Annotated in this window: 25 protein-coding genes; 8 read left to right on the top strand and 17 right to left on the bottom strand. The window is 74.0% G+C overall.

Annotated features, from left to right (window positions below):
• Window positions 1–29 precede the first annotated feature (29 nt).
• Together Asera_RS10920 and Asera_RS10915 are read right to left on the bottom strand one after the other, a co-directional pair.
• Window positions 30–662, bottom strand: a complete 633-nt coding sequence (locus Asera_RS10920) for a response regulator transcription factor (RefSeq protein WP_051802945.1) — start codon at window positions 660–662, stop codon at window positions 30–32.
• 45 nt (window positions 663–707) lie between these two features.
• Entirely contained in the window at window positions 708–1,640 is a 933-nt protein-coding gene (locus Asera_RS10915) for a hypothetical protein (RefSeq protein WP_051802944.1), read from the bottom strand.
• Window positions 1,641–1,816: 176 nt separating this feature from the next.
• On the opposite strand from Asera_RS10915, the gene Asera_RS10910 reads away from it, so the two are divergent.
• Complete coding sequence (locus Asera_RS10910; protein ID WP_030449261.1) at window positions 1,817–2,188, top strand: WhiB family transcriptional regulator; 372 nt, start codon at window positions 1,817–1,819, stop codon at window positions 2,186–2,188.
• Window positions 2,189–2,244: 56 nt separating this feature from the next.
• Here Asera_RS10910 and groL read toward each other — a convergent pair whose 3' ends face one another.
• Window positions 2,245–3,879, bottom strand: a complete 1,635-nt coding sequence (gene groL / locus Asera_RS10905) for a chaperonin GroEL (protein ID WP_030449260.1) — start codon at window positions 3,877–3,879, stop codon at window positions 2,245–2,247.
• An 80-nt stretch (window positions 3,880–3,959) separates the two neighbouring features.
• Window positions 3,960–4,268 carry a co-chaperone GroES gene (groES, locus tag Asera_RS10900; RefSeq protein WP_030449259.1) on the bottom strand — a complete coding sequence of 103 codons (309 nt, stop codon included), beginning with the start codon at window positions 4,266–4,268 and terminating at the stop codon, window positions 3,960–3,962.
• 299 nt (window positions 4,269–4,567) lie between these two features.
• Between groES and Asera_RS10895 the strand changes: the two genes are divergently transcribed.
• The 4 genes from Asera_RS10895 to Asera_RS10880 all read left to right on the top strand — a co-directional run bounded on the left by Asera_RS10895 (window position 4,568) and on the right by Asera_RS10880 (window position 7,380).
• Window positions 4,568–4,771, top strand: coding sequence for a DUF1918 domain-containing protein (locus tag Asera_RS10895; RefSeq protein WP_030449258.1), 204 nt, complete (start codon window positions 4,568–4,570; stop codon window positions 4,769–4,771).
• A gap of 81 nt (window positions 4,772–4,852) precedes the next feature.
• Window positions 4,853–6,046 carry a class I SAM-dependent methyltransferase gene (locus Asera_RS10890; protein ID WP_030449257.1) on the top strand — a complete coding sequence of 398 codons (1,194 nt, stop codon included), beginning with the start codon at window positions 4,853–4,855 and terminating at the stop codon, window positions 6,044–6,046.
• A 152-nt stretch (window positions 6,047–6,198) separates the two neighbouring features.
• Window positions 6,199–6,678, top strand: coding sequence for a Cys-tRNA(Pro) deacylase (ybaK, locus tag Asera_RS10885; RefSeq protein ID WP_030449256.1), 480 nt, complete (start codon window positions 6,199–6,201; stop codon window positions 6,676–6,678).
• 132 nt (window positions 6,679–6,810) lie between these two features.
• Complete coding sequence (locus Asera_RS10880; RefSeq protein ID WP_030449255.1) at window positions 6,811–7,380, top strand: GNAT family N-acetyltransferase; 570 nt, start codon at window positions 6,811–6,813, stop codon at window positions 7,378–7,380.
• 100 nt (window positions 7,381–7,480) lie between these two features.
• On the opposite strand, the gene yidD is transcribed toward Asera_RS10880, so the two are convergent.
• The 3 genes from yidD to Asera_RS10865 all read right to left on the bottom strand — a co-directional run bounded on the left by yidD (window position 7,481) and on the right by Asera_RS10865 (window position 12,346).
• Window positions 7,481–8,578 carry a membrane protein insertion efficiency factor YidD gene (gene yidD / locus Asera_RS33035; RefSeq protein ID WP_244843827.1) on the bottom strand — a complete coding sequence of 366 codons (1,098 nt, stop codon included), beginning with the start codon at window positions 8,576–8,578 and terminating at the stop codon, window positions 7,481–7,483.
• 85 nt (window positions 8,579–8,663) lie between these two features.
• The gene (locus Asera_RS10870) at window positions 8,664–10,466 is read right to left on the bottom strand and encodes an ABC transporter ATP-binding protein (protein ID WP_030449253.1); all 1,803 of its coding nucleotides are present in this window, start codon (window positions 10,464–10,466) and stop codon (window positions 8,664–8,666) included.
• Complete coding sequence (locus tag Asera_RS10865; RefSeq protein WP_084132700.1) at window positions 10,463–12,346, bottom strand: ABC transporter ATP-binding protein; 1,884 nt, start codon at window positions 12,344–12,346, stop codon at window positions 10,463–10,465. Before Asera_RS10865 ends, Asera_RS10870 begins: the two co-directional genes overlap by 4 nt.
• A gap of 278 nt (window positions 12,347–12,624) precedes the next feature.
• On the opposite strand from Asera_RS10865, the gene Asera_RS10860 reads away from it, so the two are divergent.
• A complete protein-coding gene (locus tag Asera_RS10860) occupies window positions 12,625–13,509 on the top strand; it encodes a GNAT family N-acetyltransferase (protein WP_051802349.1) in 885 nt (294 codons plus the stop codon).
• A gap of 218 nt (window positions 13,510–13,727) precedes the next feature.
• Window positions 13,728–14,423, top strand: a complete 696-nt coding sequence (locus Asera_RS10855) for an HAD family hydrolase (protein ID WP_030446828.1) — start codon at window positions 13,728–13,730, stop codon at window positions 14,421–14,423.
• A gap of 76 nt (window positions 14,424–14,499) precedes the next feature.
• On the opposite strand, the gene Asera_RS10850 is transcribed toward Asera_RS10855, so the two are convergent.
• From Asera_RS10850 to tsaB, 7 genes are all read right to left on the bottom strand, one after another.
• Window positions 14,500–14,754 (bottom strand): antibiotic biosynthesis monooxygenase family protein, encoded by a 255-nt coding sequence (locus Asera_RS10850; protein WP_030446827.1) that lies wholly within the window; start codon window positions 14,752–14,754, stop codon window positions 14,500–14,502.
• Window positions 14,751–15,518, bottom strand: coding sequence for a DUF998 domain-containing protein (locus tag Asera_RS10845; protein ID WP_084131686.1), 768 nt, complete (start codon window positions 15,516–15,518; stop codon window positions 14,751–14,753). The genes Asera_RS10850 and Asera_RS10845 overlap by 4 nt, the downstream gene beginning before the upstream one ends.
• A gap of 143 nt (window positions 15,519–15,661) precedes the next feature.
• Window positions 15,662–16,351, bottom strand: a complete 690-nt coding sequence (locus tag Asera_RS10840) for a response regulator (protein ID WP_030446825.1) — start codon at window positions 16,349–16,351, stop codon at window positions 15,662–15,664.
• Window positions 16,348–17,472, bottom strand: a complete 1,125-nt coding sequence (locus Asera_RS10835) for a sensor histidine kinase (protein ID WP_035296869.1) — start codon at window positions 17,470–17,472, stop codon at window positions 16,348–16,350. Before Asera_RS10835 ends, Asera_RS10840 begins: the two co-directional genes overlap by 4 nt.
• Window positions 17,473–17,556: 84 nt before the next feature.
• Window positions 17,557–18,639, bottom strand: a complete 1,083-nt coding sequence (gene tsaD / locus Asera_RS10830; protein ID WP_030446823.1) for a tRNA (adenosine(37)-N6)-threonylcarbamoyltransferase complex transferase subunit TsaD — start codon at window positions 18,637–18,639, stop codon at window positions 17,557–17,559.
• Window positions 18,632–19,090 carry a ribosomal protein S18-alanine N-acetyltransferase gene (gene rimI / locus Asera_RS10825; RefSeq protein ID WP_030446822.1) on the bottom strand — a complete coding sequence of 153 codons (459 nt, stop codon included), beginning with the start codon at window positions 19,088–19,090 and terminating at the stop codon, window positions 18,632–18,634. The genes tsaD and rimI overlap by 8 nt, the downstream gene beginning before the upstream one ends.
• A 28-nt stretch (window positions 19,091–19,118) precedes the next feature.
• Entirely contained in the window at window positions 19,119–19,784 is a 666-nt protein-coding gene (gene tsaB, locus Asera_RS10820) for a tRNA (adenosine(37)-N6)-threonylcarbamoyltransferase complex dimerization subunit type 1 TsaB (RefSeq protein ID WP_030446821.1), read from the bottom strand.
• Window positions 19,785–19,928: 144 nt separating this feature from the next.
• On the opposite strand from tsaB, the gene Asera_RS10815 reads away from it, so the two are divergent.
• A complete protein-coding gene (locus Asera_RS10815) occupies window positions 19,929–20,756 on the top strand; it encodes an alpha/beta fold hydrolase (protein ID WP_030446820.1) in 828 nt (275 codons plus the stop codon).
• A gap of 60 nt (window positions 20,757–20,816) precedes the next feature.
• Here the strand turns inward: Asera_RS10815 and tsaE are convergent, their stop codons facing one another.
• Genes tsaE through alr form a run of 3 tightly spaced genes read right to left on the bottom strand, consistent with a single transcriptional unit; the run spans window position 20,817 to window position 23,511 of the window.
• Window positions 20,817–21,290, bottom strand: coding sequence for a tRNA (adenosine(37)-N6)-threonylcarbamoyltransferase complex ATPase subunit type 1 TsaE (gene tsaE / locus Asera_RS10810; RefSeq protein WP_030446819.1), 474 nt, complete (start codon window positions 21,288–21,290; stop codon window positions 20,817–20,819).
• Entirely contained in the window at window positions 21,287–22,348 is a 1,062-nt protein-coding gene (locus Asera_RS10805; protein ID WP_342344416.1) for an alpha/beta fold hydrolase, read from the bottom strand. Before Asera_RS10805 ends, tsaE begins: the two co-directional genes overlap by 4 nt.
• 38 nt (window positions 22,349–22,386) lie before the next feature.
• A complete protein-coding gene (gene alr, locus Asera_RS10800; RefSeq protein ID WP_030446817.1) occupies window positions 22,387–23,511 on the bottom strand; it encodes an alanine racemase in 1,125 nt (374 codons plus the stop codon).
• Between the last annotated feature and the right edge of the window lie 779 nt (window positions 23,512–24,290).

Genomic DNA, 24,290 nt, shown 5'->3' with positions numbered 1-24,290 from the left:
AATCGCGCGGGATTCCACCACCCGCCCTCTCAGCTGACCAGGCCGGAGCGGAACGCGGACGCCACGGCGTGCGCACGGTCGCGCGCACCGAGTTTGCGGAACAGTCGACGGGCGTGCGTCTTCACCGTGTCCTCCGAGACGAACAGCTCGCGGCCGATCTCGGCGTTGCTCTTCCCCTCGCTCATTCCCCGCAGTACCTGCAGCTCACGTTCGGTGAGCACGCCCCGCCGGGGGCCCGGCGACTGCGCCGGGCGACCCAGTGTCGGCGTACCGACCGGATTCTGCCGGCCGTTCGGGCATGCCAGCAGGATGCCCTGAGCCAGCGCGCTGACCAGGTCTTCCCCGTGTTCGCCGGCGCGGATCACGCCGCGGGCGCCGGCGGCGACCGCGGCCGCCGCGGCCCGCGGGTCGTCGGCGCCGACGAGCACGAGTGCGGTGTGTGGACCGCGGCTGAGAACCCGGCGGGTGAACTGCACCGGGTCAGGCCGGGTCATTCCGACATCGATCAGGACGACGTCCGCCGGACGCTCGCCCATCCGGGCCAGCGCCTCCTCACCGGACAGCGCCGTCCGCACCGCGGCAGCGACGCCGAGATGCGCAGCCCAGGCAGCGATGCGTTGCGCCGCCACGGGCGTTCGTACACAGACGAGCACCGAGCGCACGTGCTTCTCCTCTCTCCCAGACAGAGAGACCCCGGTGACTCGGGCTCATGACGCGATTGTGGTGTACGTGTTCTGCGCCACAGCTTCCCCCGTCACGGCGACCTCCTTCAAGGTCTCCTGTCGCAGCCGGCACGCCACTCCCCACACCGGGAACGCCTCGACCGCCGCCGCGAGCCGCTCCGCTCTTCTCAGTATCACTGCCGCGGACCGGAATAGGGGTGCGACCGCTTGTCTACGGGCAACTTCCCGCACCGAAACGCCATAAAAGAGCAGAGACTTCGCAAGATGGCGCGGCGCCTGCGCCATTTCGGCGCACCGTACCGCCCGGTACGCCGCGGCTGCCGCGGTTTCCGGCAGATCAGAAAGGAGGGAAAATTCGGCCGCAACCCAACCGCAACGTACGGCGGTGCGCCAGCCCGGGTCGGCCACCTCGCGCAGCGCCGCCAGCCGGCGTTCCGCCATCGCCCGGGTACCCGCACCGATCGCGTCCGCGGTCAGCCCGACGAGCGCGTCGGCCCGCGCCTCGACGTCGGTACCGGCCGCCTCCAGCGCCGCGGCATCCAGCTCCGCAGCGCGGTCGTACCGGCCGCGCTGGCGCGCCGAGCTGCCGAGCGCGGACAGCGCCAGCGAGACATACCGCCGCCCGCTCCCGGACCGCAGCACCGGCCGTGCTCCCGGCGCGGTGGGCAGCAGCGCCCCGTCGCCGGCACCGTACCGGCCGAGCGCGGTGGGCAGCAGGGTGTCGTCGGCCGCACCGTACCGGCCGAGCGCGATCAGCGCCACGCCCCGCAGCCACGCCGACCGCGGAGTCGCCGGTACCGCAGCCAGCAGCGACAACGCCCGTGCCGGCCGGCCGAACCAGAGCGCCCGTTCGGCCCGGTCCACCGACCCGCCGGCCGGCAGTTTGCCGCCCGACGGCCGAGGGTACGGCGAAGGCGAGCGCCGGGCACCCGGCATCGGCTCGGTCGAGGCAGGCATGCGCCCATCCTCGCCGATCCGGCCACGTGACGCGGGTCCCGGCGCCACCCGCGGCGATGGCCGCACGACACGAAACCGGAGCACCACCCGCACCGAACGACCGAGGGACCGAACGACCGACGCGGCGTCCGCCGCACTGAACGACCGACGCGGCCGCCGCCGCGCAGGGAGGACCGATGGCAGACATTCGTCGCCTACCCGGTACCAACACCGACCGGTGGGACTGGCAGCTCGCAGGCAACTGCCGCGGGTTGGACAGCGCGATGTTCTTCCATCCGGACGGCGAACGCGGGCCGTCCCGGACCCGCCGCGAGCGGGCCGCCAAGGCGGTCTGCGGGACCTGCCCGGTACGGGCCCAGTGCGCCGCGCACGCGCTGGCGGTGCACGAGCCGTACGGCGTGTGGGGTGGGCTCAGCGAGTCGGAGCGGCAGCGGCTGATCGACGACGGCTGGGAGGACCTGGCCGACCGCCGGCGGCGCCGGGTCGACCTGCGCCGCCTCGACGCCCGCCTGTCCGGCGCGGACCAGCCGGAACTCGTCTCCGCCTAGCAAGCGACGACGAAGCGGGCCGCCCAGTCTGGGCGGCCCGCTTCGTCGTGCCTGGCCTAGAAGCCGGGGCCGTGCTGGTGGCCGTGGCCGTGGCCGTGGCCACCGGCGGCCGGCTCCTCCTCCGGCTTGTCGGCAACCAGGCTCTCGGTGGTGAGCAGCAGGCTCGCGATGCTCGCCGCGTTGGCGACCGCGTTGCGGGTCACCTTCACCGGGTCGATGATGCCGGCCTTGGCCAGCTCGACGTACTCGCCGGTGGCGGCGTTGAGACCGGTCCCGAACTCCGCCTCGCGGACCCGCTCGACCGCGACGTAACCGTCCCGGCCGGCGTTCTCGGCGATCCAGCGCAGCGGCGCGACCAGCGAGGTGCGGACCAGCTTGACGCCGGTCGCCTCGTCGCCGGACAGGCCGAGCCCGCCGTCGAGCTTGCCGGCCACCTGCACCAGGGTGGCGCCGCCACCGGGCACGGTGCCCTCCTCGACGGCCGCCTTGGTCGCCGAGATGGCGTCCTCGATGCGGTGCTTCTTCTCCTTCATCTCGACCTCGGTCGCGGCGCCCACCTTGATGACCGCCACGCCGCCGGAGAGCTTCGCGAGCCGCTCGTTGAGCTTCTCCCGGTCCCAGTCGGAGTCGGACTCGTCGATCTCGCGCTTGATCTGGGCGACCCGGTCGGCGACCGCGGCGTCGCTGCCGGCACCGTCGACGACCGTGGTGGTCTCCTTGGTGACGACGACGCGGTGCGCGCTGCCGAGCACCTCCAGGCCGACCGAGTCGAGCTTGTAGCCCAGCTCGGACGAGATGACCTCGGCGCCGGTCAGGATCGCCAGGTCCTGCAGCATCGCCTTGCGGCGGTCGCCGAAGCCGGGCGCCTTCACCGCGCACGCCTTGAGCGTCTTGCGGATCGAGTTGACCGCGAGCGTCGACAGCGCCTGGCCGTCCACGTCCTCGGCGATGATCAGCAGCGGCTTGCTGGTCTCCAGGACCTTCTCCAGGATCGGCAGCAGGTCCTCGACCGAGGAGATCTTCTCGGTGGTGATGAGGATGTGCGCGTCCTCCAGCACCGCCTCACCGGCCTCCGGGTCGGTGACGAAGTGCGGCGAGAGGTAGCCCTTGTCGAACTGCATCCCCTCGGTGATCTCCAGCTCGGTGGTGAGCGTCGAACCGTCCTCGACGGTGATGACGCCCTCCCGGCCGACCCGCTCCATCGCCTCGGCGATCAGCTCACCGATGGTGGCATCCTGCGCGGAGACCGTCGCGACGTGCGCGATGCGCTCCTGCGTGTCCACCTCGGTGGCCTTGGCGACCAGCTCGTCGGAGATCGCCGCGACGGCCGCGTCGATGCCGCGCTTCAGCGCGGTCGGGTTGGCGCCGGCGGCCACGTTGCGCAGGCCCTCCCGGACCATCGCCTGGGCCAGCACCGTCGCCGTGGTGGTTCCGTCGCCGGCCACGTCGTTGGTCTTGGTGGCGACCTCCTTGGCGAGCTGCGCGCCGAGGTTCTCGTACGGGTCGGTGAGCTCGATCTCCTTGGCGACGGTGACGCCGTCCTTGGTGATCGTCGGCGCGCCGAACTTCTTGTCCAGTACGACGTTGCGCCCGCGCGGACCGAGGGTCACCTTGACCGCATCGGCGAGCGCGTTGACCCCGCGCTCCAGGCCTTTCCGGGCGTCGTCGGAGAAGCTGAGAATCTTGGGCATCCCCGGTCCTTTTCGTTCAAAGATGGAACCGCCCCGGAGTCGACACGCGGTCGACTCCGGGGCGAGTGGTTACGAGAGCGTCACTTCTCGACGATCGCGAGGACGTCACGCGCGGAGAGGATCAGGTAGTCCTCGCCCGCGTACTTGACCTCGGTGCCGCCGTACTTCGAGTAGATGACGACGTCGCCTTCCTTGACGTCGACCGGGACACGGTTGCCCTTGTCGTCGATCCGGCCGGGGCCGACGGCGAGGACGGTGCCCTCCTGCGGCTTCTCCTTGGCGGTGTCGGGAATCACGATGCCCGACGCGGTCGTGGTCTCAGCCTCGTTGGCCTGGACCACGATCCGGTCCTCCAACGGCTTGATCGCAACCTTGGTCGCGGTGGTCACGGCAAGACCCTCCTGGGGTACTCATCTGCATGCCTTGGGTGACCGGCGGATCCGTCGTCGCGGGTGGCCGGACCGCTGGCCAGTTCGTGTGGTGACACTCTCAGGAGCCCTAACGAGGTCGCCCGTCGGGCGGCTCCGTTAGCACCCCTGTCGCGAGAGTGCTAACCGAAGGTTAGGTCGACCATTGGCACTCCGTCAAGGAGAGTGCCAATCGCCACGCCGATGTTTCGGCCGGCCGGGCCGAACGCTACGCGCCCGCGCGGGCGCCGCCGCAGACTGGAGGGACGGAGGTGAGCAGCATGCGGGCAACAGTTGGCGAACACCTGCACGTACACGGCCGTACGGTCGGTGAGCACGACCGGGTCGGCGAGATCGTCGAGGTGCGCGGCGAGCACGGCAACCCGCCGTACCTGGTCCGCTTCCCCGACGGGCACGAGAACCTGGTCTACCCCGGGCCGGACTGCGTGGTCGATGAACAGGCCACCGAGCATCGAACCAGCTGATACCGGGCGACCGGGTGGGTGGTCGACGCGGCCGGGCCGGGCTGCGGCACCATCGGCGCGGTGACCCCGGAACAGGTGACGATGCTGCGGTCGGAGGCCGGCCGTGAGGCGCTGGCCGCGGCGGCGACGCTGGTGGACACCGACCGGCTCGCCGCGGTCGAACGGCTGCGCCGAGGCGGCCGCAGCCCGGAACTCGCCGCGGCCGCGCTCGGCCAGGCGCGGCTGCGACAGCGCGCGGCGGTCAAGTTCGGCGCCGGCGCGGACCGGCTGCTGTTCACCGACGACGGGCTCCAGCAGGCGACCCGGCCGGCCGTCGCGGCACGCCGGGCCCGGCGACTCGCCGCCGCCGGCACCGACCGGGTGGTGGATCTGTGCTGCGGGATCGGCTCCGACGCGATCGCGTTCGCCCGCGCCGGGCTGAGGGTCACCGCGGTCGACGCGGACCCCGGTACCGCCGCGGTCGCCGCGGCCAACGCCGAGACCCTCGGACTCGCCGACCGGATCGAGGTCGTGGTCGGCGACGCCGCCGCGGTGCATCGCGAGCTGCCCGCCGGCGGTGCGGTGTTCTGCGACCCGGCCCGGCGCGCGGGCGGCCGCCGGGTGTTCGACCCGGCCGCGTACTCGCCGCCGTGGGAGTTCCTGCTGTCGCTGACCGGCGGCCCGGCCTGCCTGAAGCTCGGGCCGGGCATCGACCACGCGCTGCTGCCGGCCGGCGTCGAGGCCGAATGGGTGTCGGTACGGGGCGAGGTCGTCGAGGCCGCCCTGTGGTGCGGCCCGCTCGCCGGGGTACCGCGGCGGGCGACGGTGCTGACCGGTACGCCGGCCGGCACCCCCGTCGAGGCCGCCGAGCTCACCGGGGACGGCACCCGGGAGGCGCCGGTCGGCCCGCTGCGCCGCTACCTGTACGAGCCGGACGGCGCCGTGCTGCGCGCGCACCTGGTCGCCGAACTCGCCGAGGCGATCGGCGGCAGCATCGGCGAACCCGGCGTCGGCTACCTCTACACCGACGCCGAGGTGGCCACGCCGTTCGCCCGCGGGTACGAGATCGAGGAGGTGCTGCCGTACTCGGTGAAGCGGCTGCGGGCGGCGCTGCGGGCCCGCGACGTCGGGGTGGTGACGATCAAGAAGCGCGGCATCGCCCTCGACCCCGACGCGCTGCGGCGGTCGCTGAAGCCGTCCGGTGCCGGGGCCGCGACGGTGCTGGTCACCCGGATCGCCGGCGCACCCACCGCGCTGCTGGCCCACCCGCTCCCGGCCCCGCCCGGCGGCGCGTAGCCGGCCATCGGTTCGGCTCCCGGACTGCGCACGTCGGCCTCCCGACCTCAGCCCGGCCGCGGGACCTCGCCGCCGGCGCCGGCCCGACCGCGCAACCGGGGCGGTCGAATATCTGCCGTCCCGACCGCGCGTCGCGGGTAGCGTGCGGCACCGTGGCAGGCAGAGGTACGCCGGCGACCGCGCTGGTCGCCCGGCAGCGGGTGACGCACCGGGTACACGAATATCCCCACGATCCACGCGCCGAGTCGTACGGCGAGGAAGCGGCCGCGGCGCTCGGGGTAGCGCCGGAACGGGTGTTCAAGACGCTGGTCGCCGAGGTGGACGGGGTACTGACGGTGGCGGTCGTCCCGGTCACCGGGTCGCTGGATCTCAAGGCGCTGGCCGCCGCGGCCGGCGGCAAGAAGGCGACGATGGCCGATCCGGCCGCGGCCGAACGCGCCACCGGCTACGTGCGCGGCGGCATCAGCCCGCTCGGCCAGCGCAAGCGGCTGCGTACCGTCATCGACTCGTCGGCCGAGGACCACGAGACGGTGTTCTGCTCGGCCGGCCGGCGCGGCCTGGAGCTGGAGCTGGCCGCCGCCGACCTGGCCCGCCTGCTGGACGCGGTCACCGCCCGGATCGCCGCTCGCTGACGCGCCACTCCGACGCGGAACCGGGGGTCGGAGCACCGGGCTTCGCGGCCGGTGGCGCCGGCCAGCCATGCCGTCCCTGGGCAGGGCGCAAAAGCGCGGGCCGGCCGAGCGGGCAGCGGTTACCGTCGGCCGGTGAACGACATCAGCCTGGCCGAGAAGCCGACCCTGACCGGCGAGCGGGTACTGCTGCGGCCCATCGACGTGGCCGACACCGACGTGTTGCTGGAGGCGATGGAGGATCCGGAGATCCAGCGCCTGACCGGCAGCCACCCGCGCGACTTCGACTCGACACCCGAACTGCGGCGCCGCGCGGTCGAGGAGTGGTACCGCACCCGGCACGAGCACGCCGACCGGCTGGACCTGGCCATCGTCGACCGGGCCAGCGGTGAGTGCGCCGGCGAGATCGTGCTGAACGAGTTCTCCGCGCCGGACCGTTCGGCCAACCTGCGCATCATGATCGTGCCGCGCTGGGTCGGCCGCGGGCTGGGCGGTGCGGCGATCCGGCTGCTGCTGGACCACGCGTTCGACACCGTCGGGCTGCACCGCGTCTCGCTCGGCGTCTACCCGTTCAACCCGCGCGCCGTGCACGTGTACGAGAAGGTCGGGTTCCAGGTCGAGGGGCGGTTCCGGGACGCGCTGCGCTGGGACGGCGAGTACGTCGACGAGATCATGATGTCGATCCTGGCGACCGATCCGCGCTGACCGGTGCGGCGCCACGACTGCCGGGCCGGCGCCGTCGCCCCGAGTGGACGCACTGTCGAGTACGAGTGCCGGGCCGGCGCCGGCGCGCCGGACCGTGGCGTCAGGCCGGCAGCGGGTCGGCGGTGCCGGGTACCACGTCGGCGGTGCAGCGGTGGATCCGCAGCACCGCGAGGCGCGCGCCGGCGACCAGCCCGTACCGCTCGATCGCGGCCAGGCCGTAGCGCGAGCAGGTCGGCGTGTAGCGGCACCGGGTCGGCAACCCCGGCGAGATCCGCTGGTACGCCCGGATCGCGGCGATCCCGGCCCGCGCCAGCAGCCCGATCCGACCCGGGTCACCCGCGGCGCCGATCGGCTCCGCACCGCGCGACATCCCGCTCGCGATGACCGGAACGATCGCGGCGCGGGCGAAGGCCGCCGGGGTCGGGGCGGTCGCGGTGCGGTGCAGGAACGGCAGGCCGGAGCCGATCAGCGAGGTCAGCAGCGTGTGCCCGGTGTTCGACGGGTCGCCGCCGCAGTTCACCTCGGAGCCGGAGCAGCCCGGTGAGCCGCAGGACGGGCCGGCGCAGGCGTCGTCGAGCTGCCTGCCGCAGTCGCTCCCGACGCCGCTGCAGGCCGAGCTGCAGGCCGAATCGCACGCCTTGCCGACCGGGTCGCAATTGACGCCCTCGACCGTGCAGCCGGCGTTGTCGGGGCCGGTCGGGCCGCCGGTGACGCCGCCACCCACGCCGGTCGGGTCGGCGCCGGTGGGATGGCCGCCGGTACCGGGCGTCCACGGGGTACCGGACGGCGTCGGGCCGCTGCCGGAGGACGGGTCCACGCCGGACGGGTGACCCGCGCCGGAGGGCGTGCCCCGCCCTTGGCCGGGCCGCCGGGTCAGCCAGACGATCAGCACCCCGACCGCGAGCGAACCGAGCGTGGCCAGCGCGGCGATGCCGCCCAGCCACCGCCACGGCCGCCGTGGGACCAGCCGGCGCCACCCGTGCCGTGGTACCGGGCCCGGTTCGGTCTCCCCGTCGTCCGTCTCGGCGTGCGGCACCGGTACGACCGCCCGGCCGGTGACCGAGCCGGCCTCGGCGGCGCCCGCGGCCGCCTGCGTCGCCCGTCCACCCGGCCCCCGGCAGCCACCGCCGTCCGCCGTACCCGACTCGCTCGGTTCGCCCGCTGGGTGTGGCTCGTCGGATGGGGACGGATCGGTCACAATGCCTCCTGCAGGTCGGTCGACATCATCACCGATCCGCGCAACAACACCCGAATCCCAGCGCTACGGGCAAACGCGGTGACGGTCAGTGGCGGCCGTGCCAGGAGTCCCAGAGGGCGGCGTAGTCGCCGCCGGCGGCGACCAGGTCGGCGTGCGGGCCCAGTTCGACGATCCGGCCGTCCGCCACGACGGCTACCCGGTCCGCGTCGTGGGCGGTGTGCAGCCGGTGCGCGATCGCGATCACGGTACGGCCGGCCAGCACGGCACCGAGCGACCGTTCCAGGTGCCGGGCGGCGCGCGGGTCGATCAGCGACGTCGCCTCGTCGAGCACCAGCGTGTGCGGATCGGCGAGCACCAGCCGGGCGAGCGCCAGCTGCTGCGCCTGCGCCGCGGACAGCTCGGTACCGCCGGAGCCGACCGCGGTGGCCAGCCCGTCCGGCAGCGCCTCGGCCCAGCCGAGCGCGTCGACGGCGCGCAGCGCGGCGCGTACCTCGGCCTCGGTCGCGTCCGGCCGGGGCAGCGACACGTTGTCGGCGACGGTACCGACGAACACGTGGTGTTCCTGGGTCACCAGGGCCACCTCACGGCGTCTTCGGTCGAGGGGCAGCGAGACCAGCGGTACGCCACCGATCGTCACCGAACCCGACCGCGGCGGGTGGATGCCGGCGAGCAGCCGGCCCAGCGTCGACTTGCCGGCCCCGGACGGGCCGACCATCGCCAGCCGCTCCCCCGGCCGTACCGTCAGATCGATGCCGCGCAGCACATCCCGACCATCCACATAGGAGTAATGCACGCCGGCCGCGACCACCGCGGGCGCCGCACCGGACGGCAGCGGTACCGGATCGGCAGCGGGGCCCGGCGTTCCGCCGGGCGAGCCCGCAGCGCCGGGACGGGCGTCGGCAGCCTCGTCCGGGCCGGCGGAGACGCCGAGCAGGCGGGCCAGCGAGGCGCCGCCGACCTGCAGCTCGTCCAGCCAGGACAGCAGCCGGTCGACCGGGTCGATCAGTTGCTGCACGTAGAGAGTGGCCGCGGTGACCTGGCCGAGGCTCGCCATCCCGTGCGTGTAGAGCAGCCCGCCGACCAGCAGCGTGGCCACCACCGGGACGACGTAGCTGACCTCTGCCGCCGGGAACCACACCGAGCGCAGCCACAGCGTGTATCGCTCGGCCGCGAACGACCGGCCGATGTCGCCGTCGGTGCGCCGGATCCGTTGCCGGGCAAGGCGCATCGCCTCGACGGTACGGGCGCCCTCGACGGTCTCGGCGAGCCCCTCGTTGACGTCGGAGTAGGCCGCGTTCTCGCGCAGGTAGCCGGCGGTGGCGCGGCGCAGGTACCAGCGGGTGGAGGCCCACAGGATCGGCACCGCGATCAGGCAGGGCAGCGCGACGAGCGGGCCGACCAGGGCCAGCGCGCCGAGCGTGAGCACGGTCGTGACCAGCGCGATCAGCGTCTCCGGCGCCGCGAACCGGACCGTGCGGGCGAGCGCGTCGACATCCCGGGAGGTACGGGTCAGCAGGTCGCCGGTGCCGGCACGCTCCACTGTGGACAACGGCAGGGACAGCACCCGGCGGACGAACTCCTCGCGCAACTCGGCCAGTACCCGCTCACCGAGCCGGAACGACACCAACCGGGCGAACCTGGTCAGCACCGACTGGCCGATCACGAACGCCGCGATCGCCAGCGCCACCTTGTCCACCGTGACCCGGGTGGTCCCGTCCTGTACCGCCTGGACCAGGTTGCCGAGCAGCCGCGGCGCGCCGAGCCCGGCGATCGCCGCCAGCGCGTGCAGCACCAGCGCGGTCACCAGCGCCCTGGGGTGCCGCCGGGCGAGGGTCCGGGCGTACCGCCGGACCTGGGCCGGCGTCGCCACCGGCAGCTGCACCGTCATTCCGTCACCTCCGCACGCAGCGGCAGCGTCGGGTCGGCGGCCACCGCCCCGATCCGTTCCGCGGCCACCGTTCCGGACCGGCCCGTACCGGTCGCCGCGGCGCCCGGCTGCCCGCCGGTCGGCTCGGCGCCGGCGACGGTGCCCGTCCCGTCCCCGGTGCCGTCGGGTCGGTCGTCGTCCTCGCCGCGCAGCACCACCGCGCGGTACGCCGGGTTCGCGAGCAGGTCGGCGTGCCTGCCGGCGGCGGCGAGCACGCCGCCGGACACGAACAGCACGGTGTCGGCCCGGTCCGCGAGCAGCGGGCTCTCGGTCAGCACCACCGTGGTCCGGCCGGCGCGGAACTCGGCGAACCGGGCCGCGATGCGCGCCTCCGTGTGCGCGTCGACCGCCGAGGTCGGCTCGACCAGGATCAGCACGTCCGGATCGGCGAGCAGCGCCCGCGCCAGCACCAGCCGCTGCTGCTGGCCGCCGGACACCGACCGGCCGCGTTCCTCGATCGCGGTGTCCAGCCCGTCCGGCAGACCGGCCAGGATGTCCGCGCCGGACGCGGCGTCCAGCGCGGCCAGGATCCGCTCGTCGCGCAGCGCGCCGGACGGGTCCAGCTCGGCCCGCAGCGGGCCGGCGAACAGCCGCGACCCGGTGTCGGACACCAGGATGCGCCGACGCACCTCGGCGGTCGGCAGCCGGTCCAGCGGCACCCCGCGGAACAGCACCGACCCGGCCGTGTACCGGCCGAGCCGGTCGGCGAGCTGCGCGGCGGACGGCCGGCCGGACACCACCAGTACCGTCAGCGAGCCCGCGGCGATCCGCACCCCGGAGGCCGCGTCGGCCAGCTCCACCTCGCCCGGCTCGTCCGGTACCGCGGCCGGGGTCTGCGGGTCGGACAGCTCCGGCTCGATGTCGAGGATGCGCACCACCCGGCGGGCGGCGACCAGGCCGCGGGTCAGGTTGTCGGCCGCCTCGGTGAGCGTGCTCAGCGGCTGCACCAGGAACGCCGCGTACCCGTAGAACGCGACGAGCTGGCCGGGGCTGATCACCCCGGTCAGCGCGAACCGCGCACCGAGCCAGGTGACCAGCACGACGAAGACGCCGGGCAGCAGGATCTGGGTGGCGTCCAGGGCCGACTCGACCCCGGCGACCCGGTAGCCGGCCGCCCGTACCCGCTGCGACCGGGCCGCGTAGCGCCGCGCGAAGACCTCCTCGCCGCCGACGCCGCGCAGCACCCGCAGGCCGTGCACGATGTCGTTCGCGTACGAGGTGAGGTCGCCGGCGAGCTCCCGCTGCGCCTGCTGGCGGCGGTGCAGCGGCTTGAGCATCGGCCCGATCGCGAGGACCAGCACCGGCACCCCGATCAGCACGAGCAGACCCAGCGGTACCGAGGTGGCGAGCAGGATGATCGCCACGGTGACGAACGAGACGACCGAGCCGGCGAGCCGGCCGGAGATGTCCAGCGAGTTGCCGAGCTGGGCGATGTCGGTCGCGCCCACGGTCACCACCTCGCCGGTCGCCACCCGCTTCGGCAGCGTCGCGCCGAGCCGTACCGAGTGCCGGGTGACCACCTGCACGGTCCGGTACGCGGCGGTCAGGAAGTTGGACACGGCGAGCCGGTGCCGCATCACGCCGGCGGCGGCCTGGACCACGCCGAGCCCGAACAGCACCGCCGCCCAGTCGAACAGCGCCCGGGTGTTGCGGTGCCCGAGACCGGCGTCGATGGCCTTGCCGATCGCGGCCGGCATGAGCGCCTGCGCGAGCATCCAGGCGATGCCGAAGCACATGGCGACGAGGATCGTGCCGGCCTGCTTGCGCACCAGCCACCGCAGGTACGCGGCCGGTGAGCGGTGTACCGGAGTACCGGGGTCGGCGAGGGGCAGTTGACGCACGCCCCCCGACGCTACGGCCGCCCCACCCCCACCGCGACCGAGTTTCCCACCCCGCCCCCACCCCCGCCCCTCCCCCACTCCGGCTCCCGCGCGGCCCCGCGCGGCCCTGCGCGGCCCCGCGCGGTCAGTTGATCAAGGGATTCGGGCACGAAACGCGACGACTCCGTGTCCCGATCCCTTGATCGACGGCGGGGTTGGGGCGGATCGGTGCGCCGTGCGACACAGTTCGACGATTTCCCTACCGCGCGCCGGGGCACCGGCACATAGGGTGCCGTTTCGTGGAGACGGGGTTCACCCGGCGCCGGTTGACCGACCGGGAGGCCGGCACGGTACTGGCGTCGCTGCGCGCCTGGGAACCGTCGGCCGGCTGCGGGTGGCAGCTGCAGGCCGGTGACCTCGGCTGGGCGCTGCGGTTCGAGCCGGCTATCCGGGACGAGCAGATCCGGGTCTGGTGGGACGCCACCGGGCGCTGCGCCGCAGTGATCCTGTGCGACCAGCCGGGCAGTGCCCGCTGCGCCGTCAACCCCGCGTACCTGCACGACTCGACGCTGGCCGACGCGGTCCTCGCCGACCTGTCCCGGCGGCTGGACCGGGCCGGCGGCGGGCCCTGGATCGACCCGCCGCCCGGCCCCGGCGCGCTGACCCGCGCGCTGCTCGCCGCCGGCTACGAGCCGGACCCGGACATCTGGCTGCACCTGTGGCGCCCGCTGCCCGGCGCGGTGGCCGAACCCCCGGCCGAACCCACGGTACGGGCGTTCCGGTCCGCCGACGCGGCCCAGCGGGTGGCCGTGCAGCACGCCGCGTTTCCCGGCTCGTCGCTCACTCCCGAGCGGTACCAGCGGCTGCGCGCGGTGCCCGGCTACCGCGCCGAGCTCGACCTGGTCGGCACGGTGGACGACCGGATCACCGCGTTCTGCCTCGCCTGGCTCGGCCCGCCGGGTGGCACCGCGCTGCTCGAGCCGGCCGGTACGCATCCGGGGCACCGCCGGCGCGGCCACGCCAGCGCGGTGATCGCCGAGGCGTTCCGCCGCTTGGCCCGGCTCGGCGCCACCGGAGTCGCCGTGCTCACGCCGGTCTCCAACCGCCCCGCGGTCGCCCTGTACCGCGCCCTCGGCTTCACCGCCGTGGCCGAACGCCGCTCCTACTGGCCGGCCCCGCCCTGACACCCCACGCCGCGCCGGTCCCGCCCTGACACCCACGCCGCGTTGCTCCCGCCCTGACTCCCACGCCGCGTTGATCAAGGGATTCGTCCCCGCGATCCTGGCACGATGCTCCCGAATCCCTTGATCAACGAGCCTGGACGGGCGCTGGGCGGGCGGCGGGCGGGCGGTGGGAGGCGGGCGGGCGCTGGGCGGGTGGCGGGGGCCGGTAGCGTGCGGGCGTGACGCGCGCGATTCTGTTCGACCTGTTCGGCACGCTGGTGCCCGGCGACACCTCGGTACAGCGGGACGAGGTGTCCCGGCGGATCTCCGCGGTGCTCGGCGTGGACGCCGAGCGGTTCGCCGCCGAGGTACGGGCCAGCCGCAAGGACCGGTTCACCGGCCACCTCGGCGACCTACCCGAGACGATGCGTACCCTCGCCGAGCGGGTCGGTGGCCGGCCCACCGCCGCCGCGGTCGACAGCGCGGTCCGGCAGCGGCTCGCCCTGACCCGGCGCCAGCTGCACCCCGCCCCGGGCGTACTGGCCGCGCTGGATGCCTTGCGCGACAAGGGTTGGCGCCTCGCGCTGGTGACCAACTGCAGCGCCGAGGTGCCGCTGTTGTGGCGGGAGACCGAGTTCGTCGACCGGTTCGAACTGGCGGTGTTCTCCAGCACGCTCGGCTACGCGAAGCCGGACCCGCGCGCCTACCTGGCCGCGGTGGTGGCGTTGAACCTGCCGCCGACGTCGTGTGCGTTCGTCGGCGACGGCGCGAGCGGCGAGCTGTCCGGTGCGGCGGCGCTGGGGCTGCCGACGGTACTGGCCGACACCGCGATCGCCGACCCCTGGGCGGACACCGCGGGCTGGACCGGCCCCCGGGTCTCCAGCCTCGCCGAGCTGGACGCGCTGCTCGACGACCTGGTACCGGACGGGGCATAGCTCGGCGGCCGGACCCCATCACCGGCTCGGGCCGAGCGTGCCCCGCCGGTTCGGATCCGGCGAGGCACGGGGTCGCTCAGCGGTCGACCGGGACGAAGTCCCAGGAGTGCGGCGGCCGGGGCACCAGCCGCGCCGGCGGTTCGGCGATCTCCGCCGGCTGGTCGCGCCAGCGGGAGAGCACCACGATCCGCTCGTCGCCGGACCGGAACACCTCGGTACCCAGGTGCCCCGGCTCCACCGCGAACGCCGGCACGACCGCCTTGTACACCCAGTCGAGCAGTTCCGGGAACTCGGCGGGATGCGCCCTGGCCTCCCACATCCGTACGATCACGACCCCATTCTCGTCGGCCTCACCGTTTCGCGGTAGGGCTCGCGAGCTGCGCCGCGACGGAGGATCCCGACCGCGAGTACGCCGACCGCAACGGCGCCGGTCACCGCGACCAACCGCTCGAACAGCCCGCCCAGGCCCGCGTTCTGGGTCAGCACGTCGGCGACGGCGAAGGCAAGGACCAGGATCGCCGCCCAGCGGGCCGGCCAGGCCCACCGCTGCCAGCCCGGCGTTCGGCGCATCGCCGCGGCCAGGAAGAACCCGGCGACGACGAGAAGCAGTACGCCGAGCGAGGTGACGACGTTGTCCGTACTGCCGCCTGCGTTGGAGATCTGCTTGATGGCGGTGCAGCCCGGGTCGGCCATCCGGCAGGCGAGCCGTTCCTGCGAGCTCAGCAGGTCACCGAGGCCGACCACGGACAGCGCGAGCAGCGCGGTACCCAGGGCCGCCCGCCAACCGCCGGGACGCAGCGTCGGCCACACCGAGCGCAGCGCGAAGACGATCGTCGCGGCGCCGCACACGGTGAAGACGACGATGGGGACCATGGCGTGCGGCGCGCCGATCGCGGACATGTCGCTGACGGTGTGCTTCAGGACGCTGTAGCGCGGGCCCTGCCAGAACGCGGCGGCGATCATGACCACGAGGAAGACGACCTGCGCCGCGGCGCCGAGCCAGGCCCAGCGCGCCGGCCCGGGCCGGCGCCGCGGCGAAGCCCTCGGTGCGTCGCCGACTGCGGGACTGGATGCTGGTGTGGATCCGCTGTCCATCGATGACGCTCCTGGGTACGGCCGCGGCGTCGTGCCGCGACATCCGCCCAGAACGCTACGATCGGGCGGCGCAGGGTAAGTCACCCCAAGGTGGACAACTCCCGGTAGCTCTCACGGGGGACCGCCCGGTCGCGCCGGCCGGGTCAGTCGCGGTCGCGCACCAGGCCCACCCGGTAGGCGAGGACCACCGCCTGCACCCGGTCGCGCAACTGGAGCTTGGCGAGGATGCGTGAGACGTAGGTCTTCACGGTCTCGGTACCGATGAAAAGGACCCCGGCGATCTCGGCGTTCGACAACCCGGCAGCGACCAGTTTGAGCACCTCGGTCTCGCGCCGGGTCAGCGCGGACAGCGGGTGTCCCGCCGAGGGTTGGGCGGGATCGTCGTTCCTGATCCGGGCGGCGAACCGGCCGATCAGCCGGCGAGTGACCGCCGGGTCGAGCAACGAATCCCCGGCGGCGACCGTGCGTACCCCTTCGATCAGCTGGGCGGGCAGACAGTCCTTGAGCAGGAACCCGCTCGCCCCGGCCCGCAGCGCCGCGTAGACGTACTCGTCGATGTTGAAGGTGGTGACGACCAGCACCTTCACCGGGTCCGGCACCCCCGGGCCGGCAAGCAGGCGGGTCGCCTCGATGCCGTCGAGCACCGGCATCCTGACATCCATCACGACCACGTCGGGGCGCAGCCGGCGGGCGCCGTCCACCGCCGCCCGCCCGTTGCTCGCCTCACCTGCCACCTCGAACCCGGGCTGCGCGGCGAACGTGGTGGAGTAACCGGTACGCACCAAAGGCTGGTCGTCGCAAACCAGGATGCGGATCGGCGCCGAGCCGGTCATTCGCGCACTCCCGCCGACGGAATCCGGGCGCTGACCACGAACCCACCACCGGGTCGGGCACCGGCGGACAGTTCCCCACCGCACAGGTTCACCCGTTCGCGCAGGCCGGTGAGTCCGCGTCCCGGGGTGAAGGCGCGCTCGGCGATGACCGGACCCGCGCTGGTGACGTCGATCCGGATCTCCGTGCCGTACCGTACCCGGACCACGGTGCGGCGGCCGGGCGCGTGCTTCACCGCGTTGGTCAGGGCTTCCTGCACCACCCGGTACGCGGCGTGTTGCGCAGCGCCGGCGATGGGCGCGTCGTCACCGTCCTCGAACAGTTCCGCCGGCTGTCCCGCCAGCCGGGTTCGCTCGACCAGATCGCGGAACCGACCGGATGCCGGCGCCTCCTCCACGGAGGGTGCGGGAACCCCCGGCCGCGGACCGGCCGCGCCCTCGGGCCCCTCGAGCACACCGAGCAGATGCCGCAGTTCCGCCAGCGCCCGCCGCCCGGTTCCGCTAATGGCAGAGAGGCTGTCCACAGCCCGGTCTGGCGCCGAGCCGACCAGATACTGGGCCGAGTCGGCCTGGACGACGATGGCGGTCACGTGGTGGGTCACCACGTCGTGGATCTCCCGGACGATGCGGGCCCGCTCGGCCGCCGTGGCCTGCTGCGCGCTCTCCCGGCGCCGCTCGACCTCCGCCGCCTGCCTGGCGCGCATCCAGGAGCCGGCTCGCCAGCAGATGACCAGCGCGAGGTAGAAGGTGCCGTAGTCGATCAGTCGTTCCGGCGACCGCAGGGCGTGCAGGGTGACGGAAAGTGCGACGTAGCCGGCGGTCGCTACCGCGGCCACCCCGCGCCGGGAGCGACCGAGATGGGCGCCGGCGCTGTACACCGCGACGAACAGCCCCGCACTGGCGAAGTCGGTGCGGTAGCCCAGCGATTGGAACGCGGCGAAGGAACCGGTCACCACCACGAGGCACAGCAAAGGCCACCGGCGCCGTACCGACAGCGGCAGGCACTGACCCAGGGTCAGCAGAACGGACCACGTGTCAGCCGGGCGTACCGCCAGCTGACCGAACTGCAGGCCGTTTCCGGCGAGTTGCGGCACGAAGGACGCGGCTGCCAGCACGGCGGCCAAGCCGAGGTCCCACGAAGCCGCGCCGCGCGCACCCCCCGGCAGGCGTAGCCGCCTGGCCAGTGCTGCCGCCGAGTCGAGCACGGCTCACATCCGGTTGGCGAGTGACACGGTGGTCACCGGGAGGGACGAGTCGGCCGGGATGTCCAGTGTGGACGGCGGTACCGCGGCCGCGACGAGATGCGACCCGAGGGCGGCGACCATCGCCCCGTTGTCGGTGCACAGCTTCGGCCGCGGCACCCGGACCCGGATCCCGTACCGCTCGGCGCGCTCGGTGGCCATCGCCCGCAGCCGCGAGTTCGCCGCCACCCCGCCGCCGATCAGCAGGGTGTCGATCCCGTGCTCCTGGCAGGCGTCGATCGCCTTGCGGGACAGCACGTCGCAGACCGCCTCCTGGAAGGATGCGGCGACGTCGTCCACCGGTACCGGCTCGCCGGACCGTTGCCGCGCCTCGACCCAGCGGGCCACCGCGGTCTTGAGCCCGGAGAAGGAGAAGTCGAACCGGTGCCGCTGCAGGTCCCGCGGCGCGGTGAGACCGCGCGGGAAGTCGATCGCGACCGGATCGCCGTTGCGGGCCGCCTTGTCGATCGGCGGGCCACCCGGGAACGGCAGCCCGAGCAGCCGGGCCACCTTGTCGAATGCCTCCCCGGCCGCGTCGTCGATGGTGGCGCCGAGCGGCTCGACCCGGCCGGCCAGGTCCTCCACCATCAGCAGCGAGGAGTGCCCGCCGGACACCAGCATCGCGATCGCCGGCTCGGGCAGCGGACCGTGCTCCAGGGTGTCCACCGCGACGTGCGCGGACAGGTGGTTCACCCCGTACAGCGGCTTGTTCGCGGCCAGCGCGTACGCCTTCGCGGCGGCGACGCCGACCAGCAGGGCGCCGGCCAGTCCCGGGCCGGCGGTGACCGCGACGGCGTCCACATCGGACAGCCGTACCCCGGCGGTGTCGAGCGCCTCGCGCATGGTGCCGGCCATCGCCGCCAGGTGCGCCCGGCTCGCCACTTCCGGCACCACCCCGCCGTACTTGGCGTGCTCGGACATGCTGGAGGCGACGGCGTCGGCGAGCAGCGTGGTGCCGCGCACCACGCCGATCCCGGTCTCGTCGCACGACGTCTCGATGCCCAGCACCAGCGGCCCGTCGGCGCCCGCCGCGCGCTCCTGCTCAGTCACTGCCCGAAGCCTCTCTTCTCAGTACCAACGCGTCGGTGTTGCTCGGTTGGTAGTAGCCGCGGCGCCGGCCGACCTCGACGAACCCGTAGCGACCGTACAGCGTCCGGGCCGGCTCGTTGTCGACCGCGACCTCCAGCAGCACGTGCGTCGCGCCGTGCCGGTCCGCCTCCGCGAGCAGGTCGTCCAGCAGGGCCCGGCCGACGCCGGCGCGCTGCCGGTCCCGGCGTACCGCGATGTTGTGGATCCACGCCTCGTCCGGGCCGGTGACGGCGAGTCCGGCGTAGCCGACGATGCCGGTGTCGTCGCGGGCGATCCGGTAGTAGTGGCCGGCGGCGAGCTCGCTCCAGAACATCGCCGCGCTCCACCGCTCCGCGCCGAACAGCTCGTCCTCGATCGGCAGCAGTTCGCGGATGTGCCACCAGCGCAGCCGCTCGATCCGCACCTCGCTCACCGGCCCGGGCCCGCTTCCTCGCGCCGGCTCAACGGGTGGCGGCCGGCTTGGGTGCGGCGGCCGGCGTCACGTCGGGTCGCCGCAGGTACCGGGGTACCAGCGTCTCGCCCGGCGCACCGGCCCGGATCCGGTCGGCGGCCAGCGCGACCAGTGCGGTACCGACCGGGTAGCGCGGCTCGTCGGCCACCGGCACGCCGAGGATCTCCGCGTACTGCACCGCGCCGGCACCGACCGCCCGGTCGACGGCCAACCCGTCGGCGACCTCGGCGGGCCTGGCCACCGCCGGCCCGGTCTGCCGGACCCCGTCGAGGTAGGTCGCCCAGTAGATCTCCTTGCGCCGCGCGTCGGTGGCGACCAGCACCCGGCCGGCACCGGCGACCGCGCCGAGCGCGTCCAGCGTGCACACGTCGTACGTGGGGATCGCCAGGGTCTGGCCGAGCGCGGTGGCGGTCACCAGCCCCACCCGCAGGCCGGTGAACGGCCCCGGACCGGTACCGGCGACCACGGCAACCAGATCGGCCGGCGTGCGCCCGGTCGCGGTCAGCACCGCCTCGATCGCCGGCGCGAGCCGCTCGCCGTGCGCCTGCGCGGCCACGGTCACCTCGGTGGCCAGTTCCCGCACATCGTCGTCGGTCACCTCGGCGAGCACCGCGGTCACCGCCGCTGTCGCCGTGTCAACACCCAGTACCAGCACGTACCCATCCTGCCTTGCGGTCGTCCGCGCCCGCGGACCGACCTTCGACCACCCGACCGGCCGCCGGTGCCGCCGTCGGCAGTTACCGAGACGGCGAGCCCCCCGACCGCGCCGGAGCGCACCCGACACTGGCACCATCGGCGAATGGGCACATGGCGGCTGAGCAGGACGTACGAGAGCGAATCGGGCACCGTTCGGTGGGACGTGCTCGGCCCGGACGGGGCCGAACCGGTCGTCCTGCTGCACGGCACCCCGTTCGCCTCGTACGTGTGGCGCAACGTCGCCGCGGCCCTCGCCGCCACGTACCGGGTGTACGTCTGGGACATGCCGGGCTACGGGGCGTCGGCGATGGCAGCCGGGCAGGACGTGTCCCTCGGCGCGCAGTCCCGGGTGTTCACCGAACTGCTCGAGCACTGGCGGCTGCCCGCGCCCGCCGTGGTGGCGCACGACTTCGGCGGCGCCGTCGCGCTGCGGGCGTTGCTGCTGCACCACGCCCGGTACCGGCGGCTCGGTCTGGTCGACCCGGTCGCGCTCGCGCCGTGGGGTTCGCCGTTCTTCCGGCTGGTCGGCGCCAACACCGAGGTGTTCGAGCAGCTTCCCGGCCACCTGCACGAGGCGCTGGTGCGACGGTACGTGGCGTCGGCGAGCGCACCGGGGCTGCCTCCCCCGACGCTGGACGCGCTGGTCAGGCCGTGGCTGGGCGACACCGGTCAGTCCGCGTTCTACCGGCAGATCGCGCAGGCCGACCAGAGCTACACCGACGAGTTCCGGGACCTGCTCGGCGACATTGCCATCCCGACACTGATCTGCTGGGGCGGCGACGACGAGTGGATCCCGCTCGACCGCGGCCGGGAACTCGCCGGCCTGATCGGGCCGGCCGAACTGACCGTCGTCCCCGGGGCCGGCCACCTGGTCCAGGAGGACGCCCCGGCCCAGCTCACCGCCGCGCTGCTGCCCTTCCTCGGCGCCTGATGCCGCGGTCGCGCGGACGTCCCCGGGCAGGCTTCGACCTGGGTACCGCCGGCTAGGGTGTCAGAGGGTGGCGAGGCGGTCGGCCCAGTCGCCGCCGTGCGGGATCAGGGTGGCGGTGCGGGTGTCGTCGTCGAGCCGGTCGATGCGCACCTCCAGGTGAGCGTCCGCGAGCTGCTCGACCAGTCCCTGCCCCCACTCGACCACCGTCACCGAGTCCTCGGCGCTGGCGTCCAGGTCCAGGTCGTCGACCTCCAGCGCGCCGCCCAGCCGGTACGCGTCGACGTGCACCAGCGGCAGCCGACCGCCCCGCGCCGGGTCCGGCGGGTGCACCCGGGCGATCACGAAAGTCGGGCTGGTGACGTCACCGCGCACGCCCAGTCCGGCGCCGATCCCCTGGGTCAGCGCGGTCTTTCCGGCACCGAGCGGACCGACCAGGACGACCAGGTCGCCGGCCCGCAGCAACCGGGCCAGCCGCTCGCCGAACGCCCGCGTATCATCCACAGTGGACAGTTCATGGTGGACGGTGCCGATCACGTGGTACTCCTCTTCTTCGCGGCCGCCACCAGCAGCACGCGCAGCGGCTCGGTGACCGCGTCCGGGTACTCCAGCAAAGCCATGTGCCCCGCGTCCGGCAACACCAGCAGCGTCGCGTTCGGCAGCAGCCGGGTGATCTCCTGCGCGTGCGACAGCGGCGTGAACACGTCGGAGTCGCCGGCGATCACCAGCACCCTGGTGTGCCGCAAGGCTTCCAGCGCGCGGTAGCGGCGGTGCTCGTACAGCGTCTTGACGTAGCCGGCGATCGACTCGACCGAGGTGCGCGCGTTCATCCGCTCCACGTACTTCACCACGGCCGGGCTCGGCGTCGCACCGGCGAACCCGTACCGCCGGGTCAGCAGGTACGCGATGTCGCCGGCGGCGCCGCGGGCCCGGTCGATGATGCCCGGCGTCAGCTTCGCCGCGTTCGCCAGCGCCGGCAGCAGGCTCGCCCGGGGCAGCAACTTGGGCAGCCCCAACGGAACCCCGGCCAGCTCGCCGGCCGAGGTGGAAACGAACGTGACCGCGCGGATCCGGCCGCCCGGCTCGAACAGCTCCGGGTGGCGCTCGGCCAGCGCCATGATGGTCATCCCACCCATCGAGTGACCGACCAGCGCCAGCGGGCCGTCCGGCGCGACCTCCTCGATCACCCGCCACAGCGCGCCGCCGAGCGCGTCGATCGAGTACTCCCCCGCCGGCAGCCGACCGGACCGGCCGTGGCCCGGCTGGTCGTAGGCGACCAGCCGCAGCCGCGGTGACGTCAACTCGGTCAACGCCCGGCGCTGGAAGTGGAACGTGCCGGAATCCAGCGCGTACCCGTGCACGAACACGACGGTCAGCGCCGGCGCACCACGCCCCGGCGGCTCCACCACCTCGACGTGCAGGTCGACGCCCTCGTCGGTGGTGACGACCAGCTCCGCGTCCGCCGGCAGCGCGTCGAACGGCTCGTCCGCGTACGGGTCGACCGGGGCCGGGGCGCGATCGCGCCGGGTCAGCAGCGCCCGCACCGCGAGGCCGCCGGCGACCCCCGCCGCCGCGGCACCGACAGCCGCGCCCACCAGCCCGGCGGTACGGGCCCTGCTGCGTCGATCGGGCATTACGCCGCGCCGCCGACGTACCGCCGCACCGCGCGCGAGATGCCCAGCCGGCACACCACCTCGTAGTTGATCGTGCCGATCACATCGGCCCAGTCGTCCGCCGTCGGCTCGCCGCCGTCGCCCGGCCCGAACAGCACCGCGACGTCCCCGTCCCCCACCGGAGCGTCGCCGACGTCCACCACGAACTGGTCCATGCAGACCCGCCCGGCGATGGTCCGGCGCGCGCCGGCGAGCCACACCTGGCCCGCGTTGCTCGCCGCCCGGAACACCCCGTCCGCGTAGCCGAGCGGGATCACCGCGATGGTGCCCGGCCGCTCGGTGCGGTAGGTGTGCCCGTACGAGACGCCGGTGCCGGCCGGCACCTGCTTGCTGATCAACACCCGCGCCCGGACCGTCATCGCCGGCCGCAGCGCCGCCGCGCTCGGCCAGCCCCGCACCGGCGACAACCCGTAGCACGCGATGCCCGGACGGACCAGGTCGAAGTGGGTGTCCGGCCTGGTCAGCAGGCCCGCCGAGTTGGCCAGATGGCGGTGCGTCGGCCGCAGCCCGGCGCGCTCGGCGACGTCCAGGGCCTCGTGGTACGCGGCCAGCTGCCGGTCGACGCTCGGATGCCCGGGCTCGTCCGCGCAGGCCAGGTGGCTCCACACGCCGACCACCTGCACCGCCCCGTCCGCCTGCGCCTTCGCCGCGGCGGTGACCAGATCTGGCCAACTGCCCGCGGTCGAACCGCCCCGCGAGAGACCGGTGTCGATCTTGAGGTGTACCCGGGCCGGCCGGTCCGCCGCCCGCCCCGCCGCGGCGGCAGCGGCAAGGCCACCGAGCGTCGCGCAGGACAGGTCGACGTCGCGCCGCACCGCCGCGTCCACCGGCGTACCGGGGGCGATCAGCCAGGCCAGCACCGGTGCGGTGATCCCCGCGTCGCGCAACTGGAACGCCTCGGTCAGGGTCGCCACCCCGAGCCAGCTCGCCCCGCCGCGCAGTGCCGCGCGGGCCGCCGGAACGGCGCCGTGACCGTACCCGTCGGCCTTCACCACGGCCATCACCGCGGCCGACGTGAGGCCGGCAAGATGGGAGACATTGCTGGAGATCGCGTCGAGATCGATCACCGCCTCGGCCTGCTGCATTCCCCCAGTGTCCCAGGTCCACCTCTCAGCCGCCGCGCCGCCGCGGCGACCACCTCTTTGCGCTGAGGTGGCCCCGAAGCGCTGCTGCGCGGCTGGCGTGCGTCCGGCGCTGCGGTGTAAAGCCCACCCCTGTCCGGCGCTGCGCTTCCGGCGTGCTGGGGTGAAGGCTCCCTCTGCCGCGGCGCCGCTCGGCGTGTGGGTGTAAAGGCCACCTCTGTTCGCCGCTTTACCCCGCGTGGGGGAATGCGAGGAGAGGGCTTCGCCCCCTCCTCGCGCTCCTTCCCCGCCAAGGGGATTCCCCTTGGCCATCCCCTTACCCATCCCGGTGACGATGCCCCTCGACGCCAAGCGCGTGTCGAAGAAGACCGGGGCCCGGGCCCGGCATGTCCATCACGGCAACGCCCGCCTCGCAACGCTTCGCGTCGCGTCGCTTCGTGTCTTGGCGGCCCGCAACCGGGTGGGGTGGTTGGCGTGGCGGGTCCGGCCTCGATGGGTAGGCCGCACCGACACCCCGTCGTTCCGAAACGGGCCAGGCGGGGTCAGGATCTCGTCTCTGCTTTTCCGGTGGGGGATTGTCAAGGGGCGACTGCCCCCTTGACGGGGAGGGGTGTGGGGAGGGGCGAAGCCCGCTCCCCACGGTTCCCCCACGAGGGGTGAAAGAAGGAACAGAGGTGGCCTTTACACCGCCAGCAAGAGCGCACGCAGCGGCGAACAGGATTTACACCGCTAACAGCAGCGAGCGCCGGCGCGAACAGGGGTGGCGGGGCTGCGCCGCAACA

This window comes from Actinocatenispora sera (assembly GCF_018324685.1).
GTDB lineage: Bacteria > Actinomycetota > Actinomycetes > Mycobacteriales > Micromonosporaceae > Actinocatenispora > Actinocatenispora sera.
Note: the sequence above shows the minus strand (reverse complement) of the source record. Positions and strands in the feature narration are given on the sequence as shown.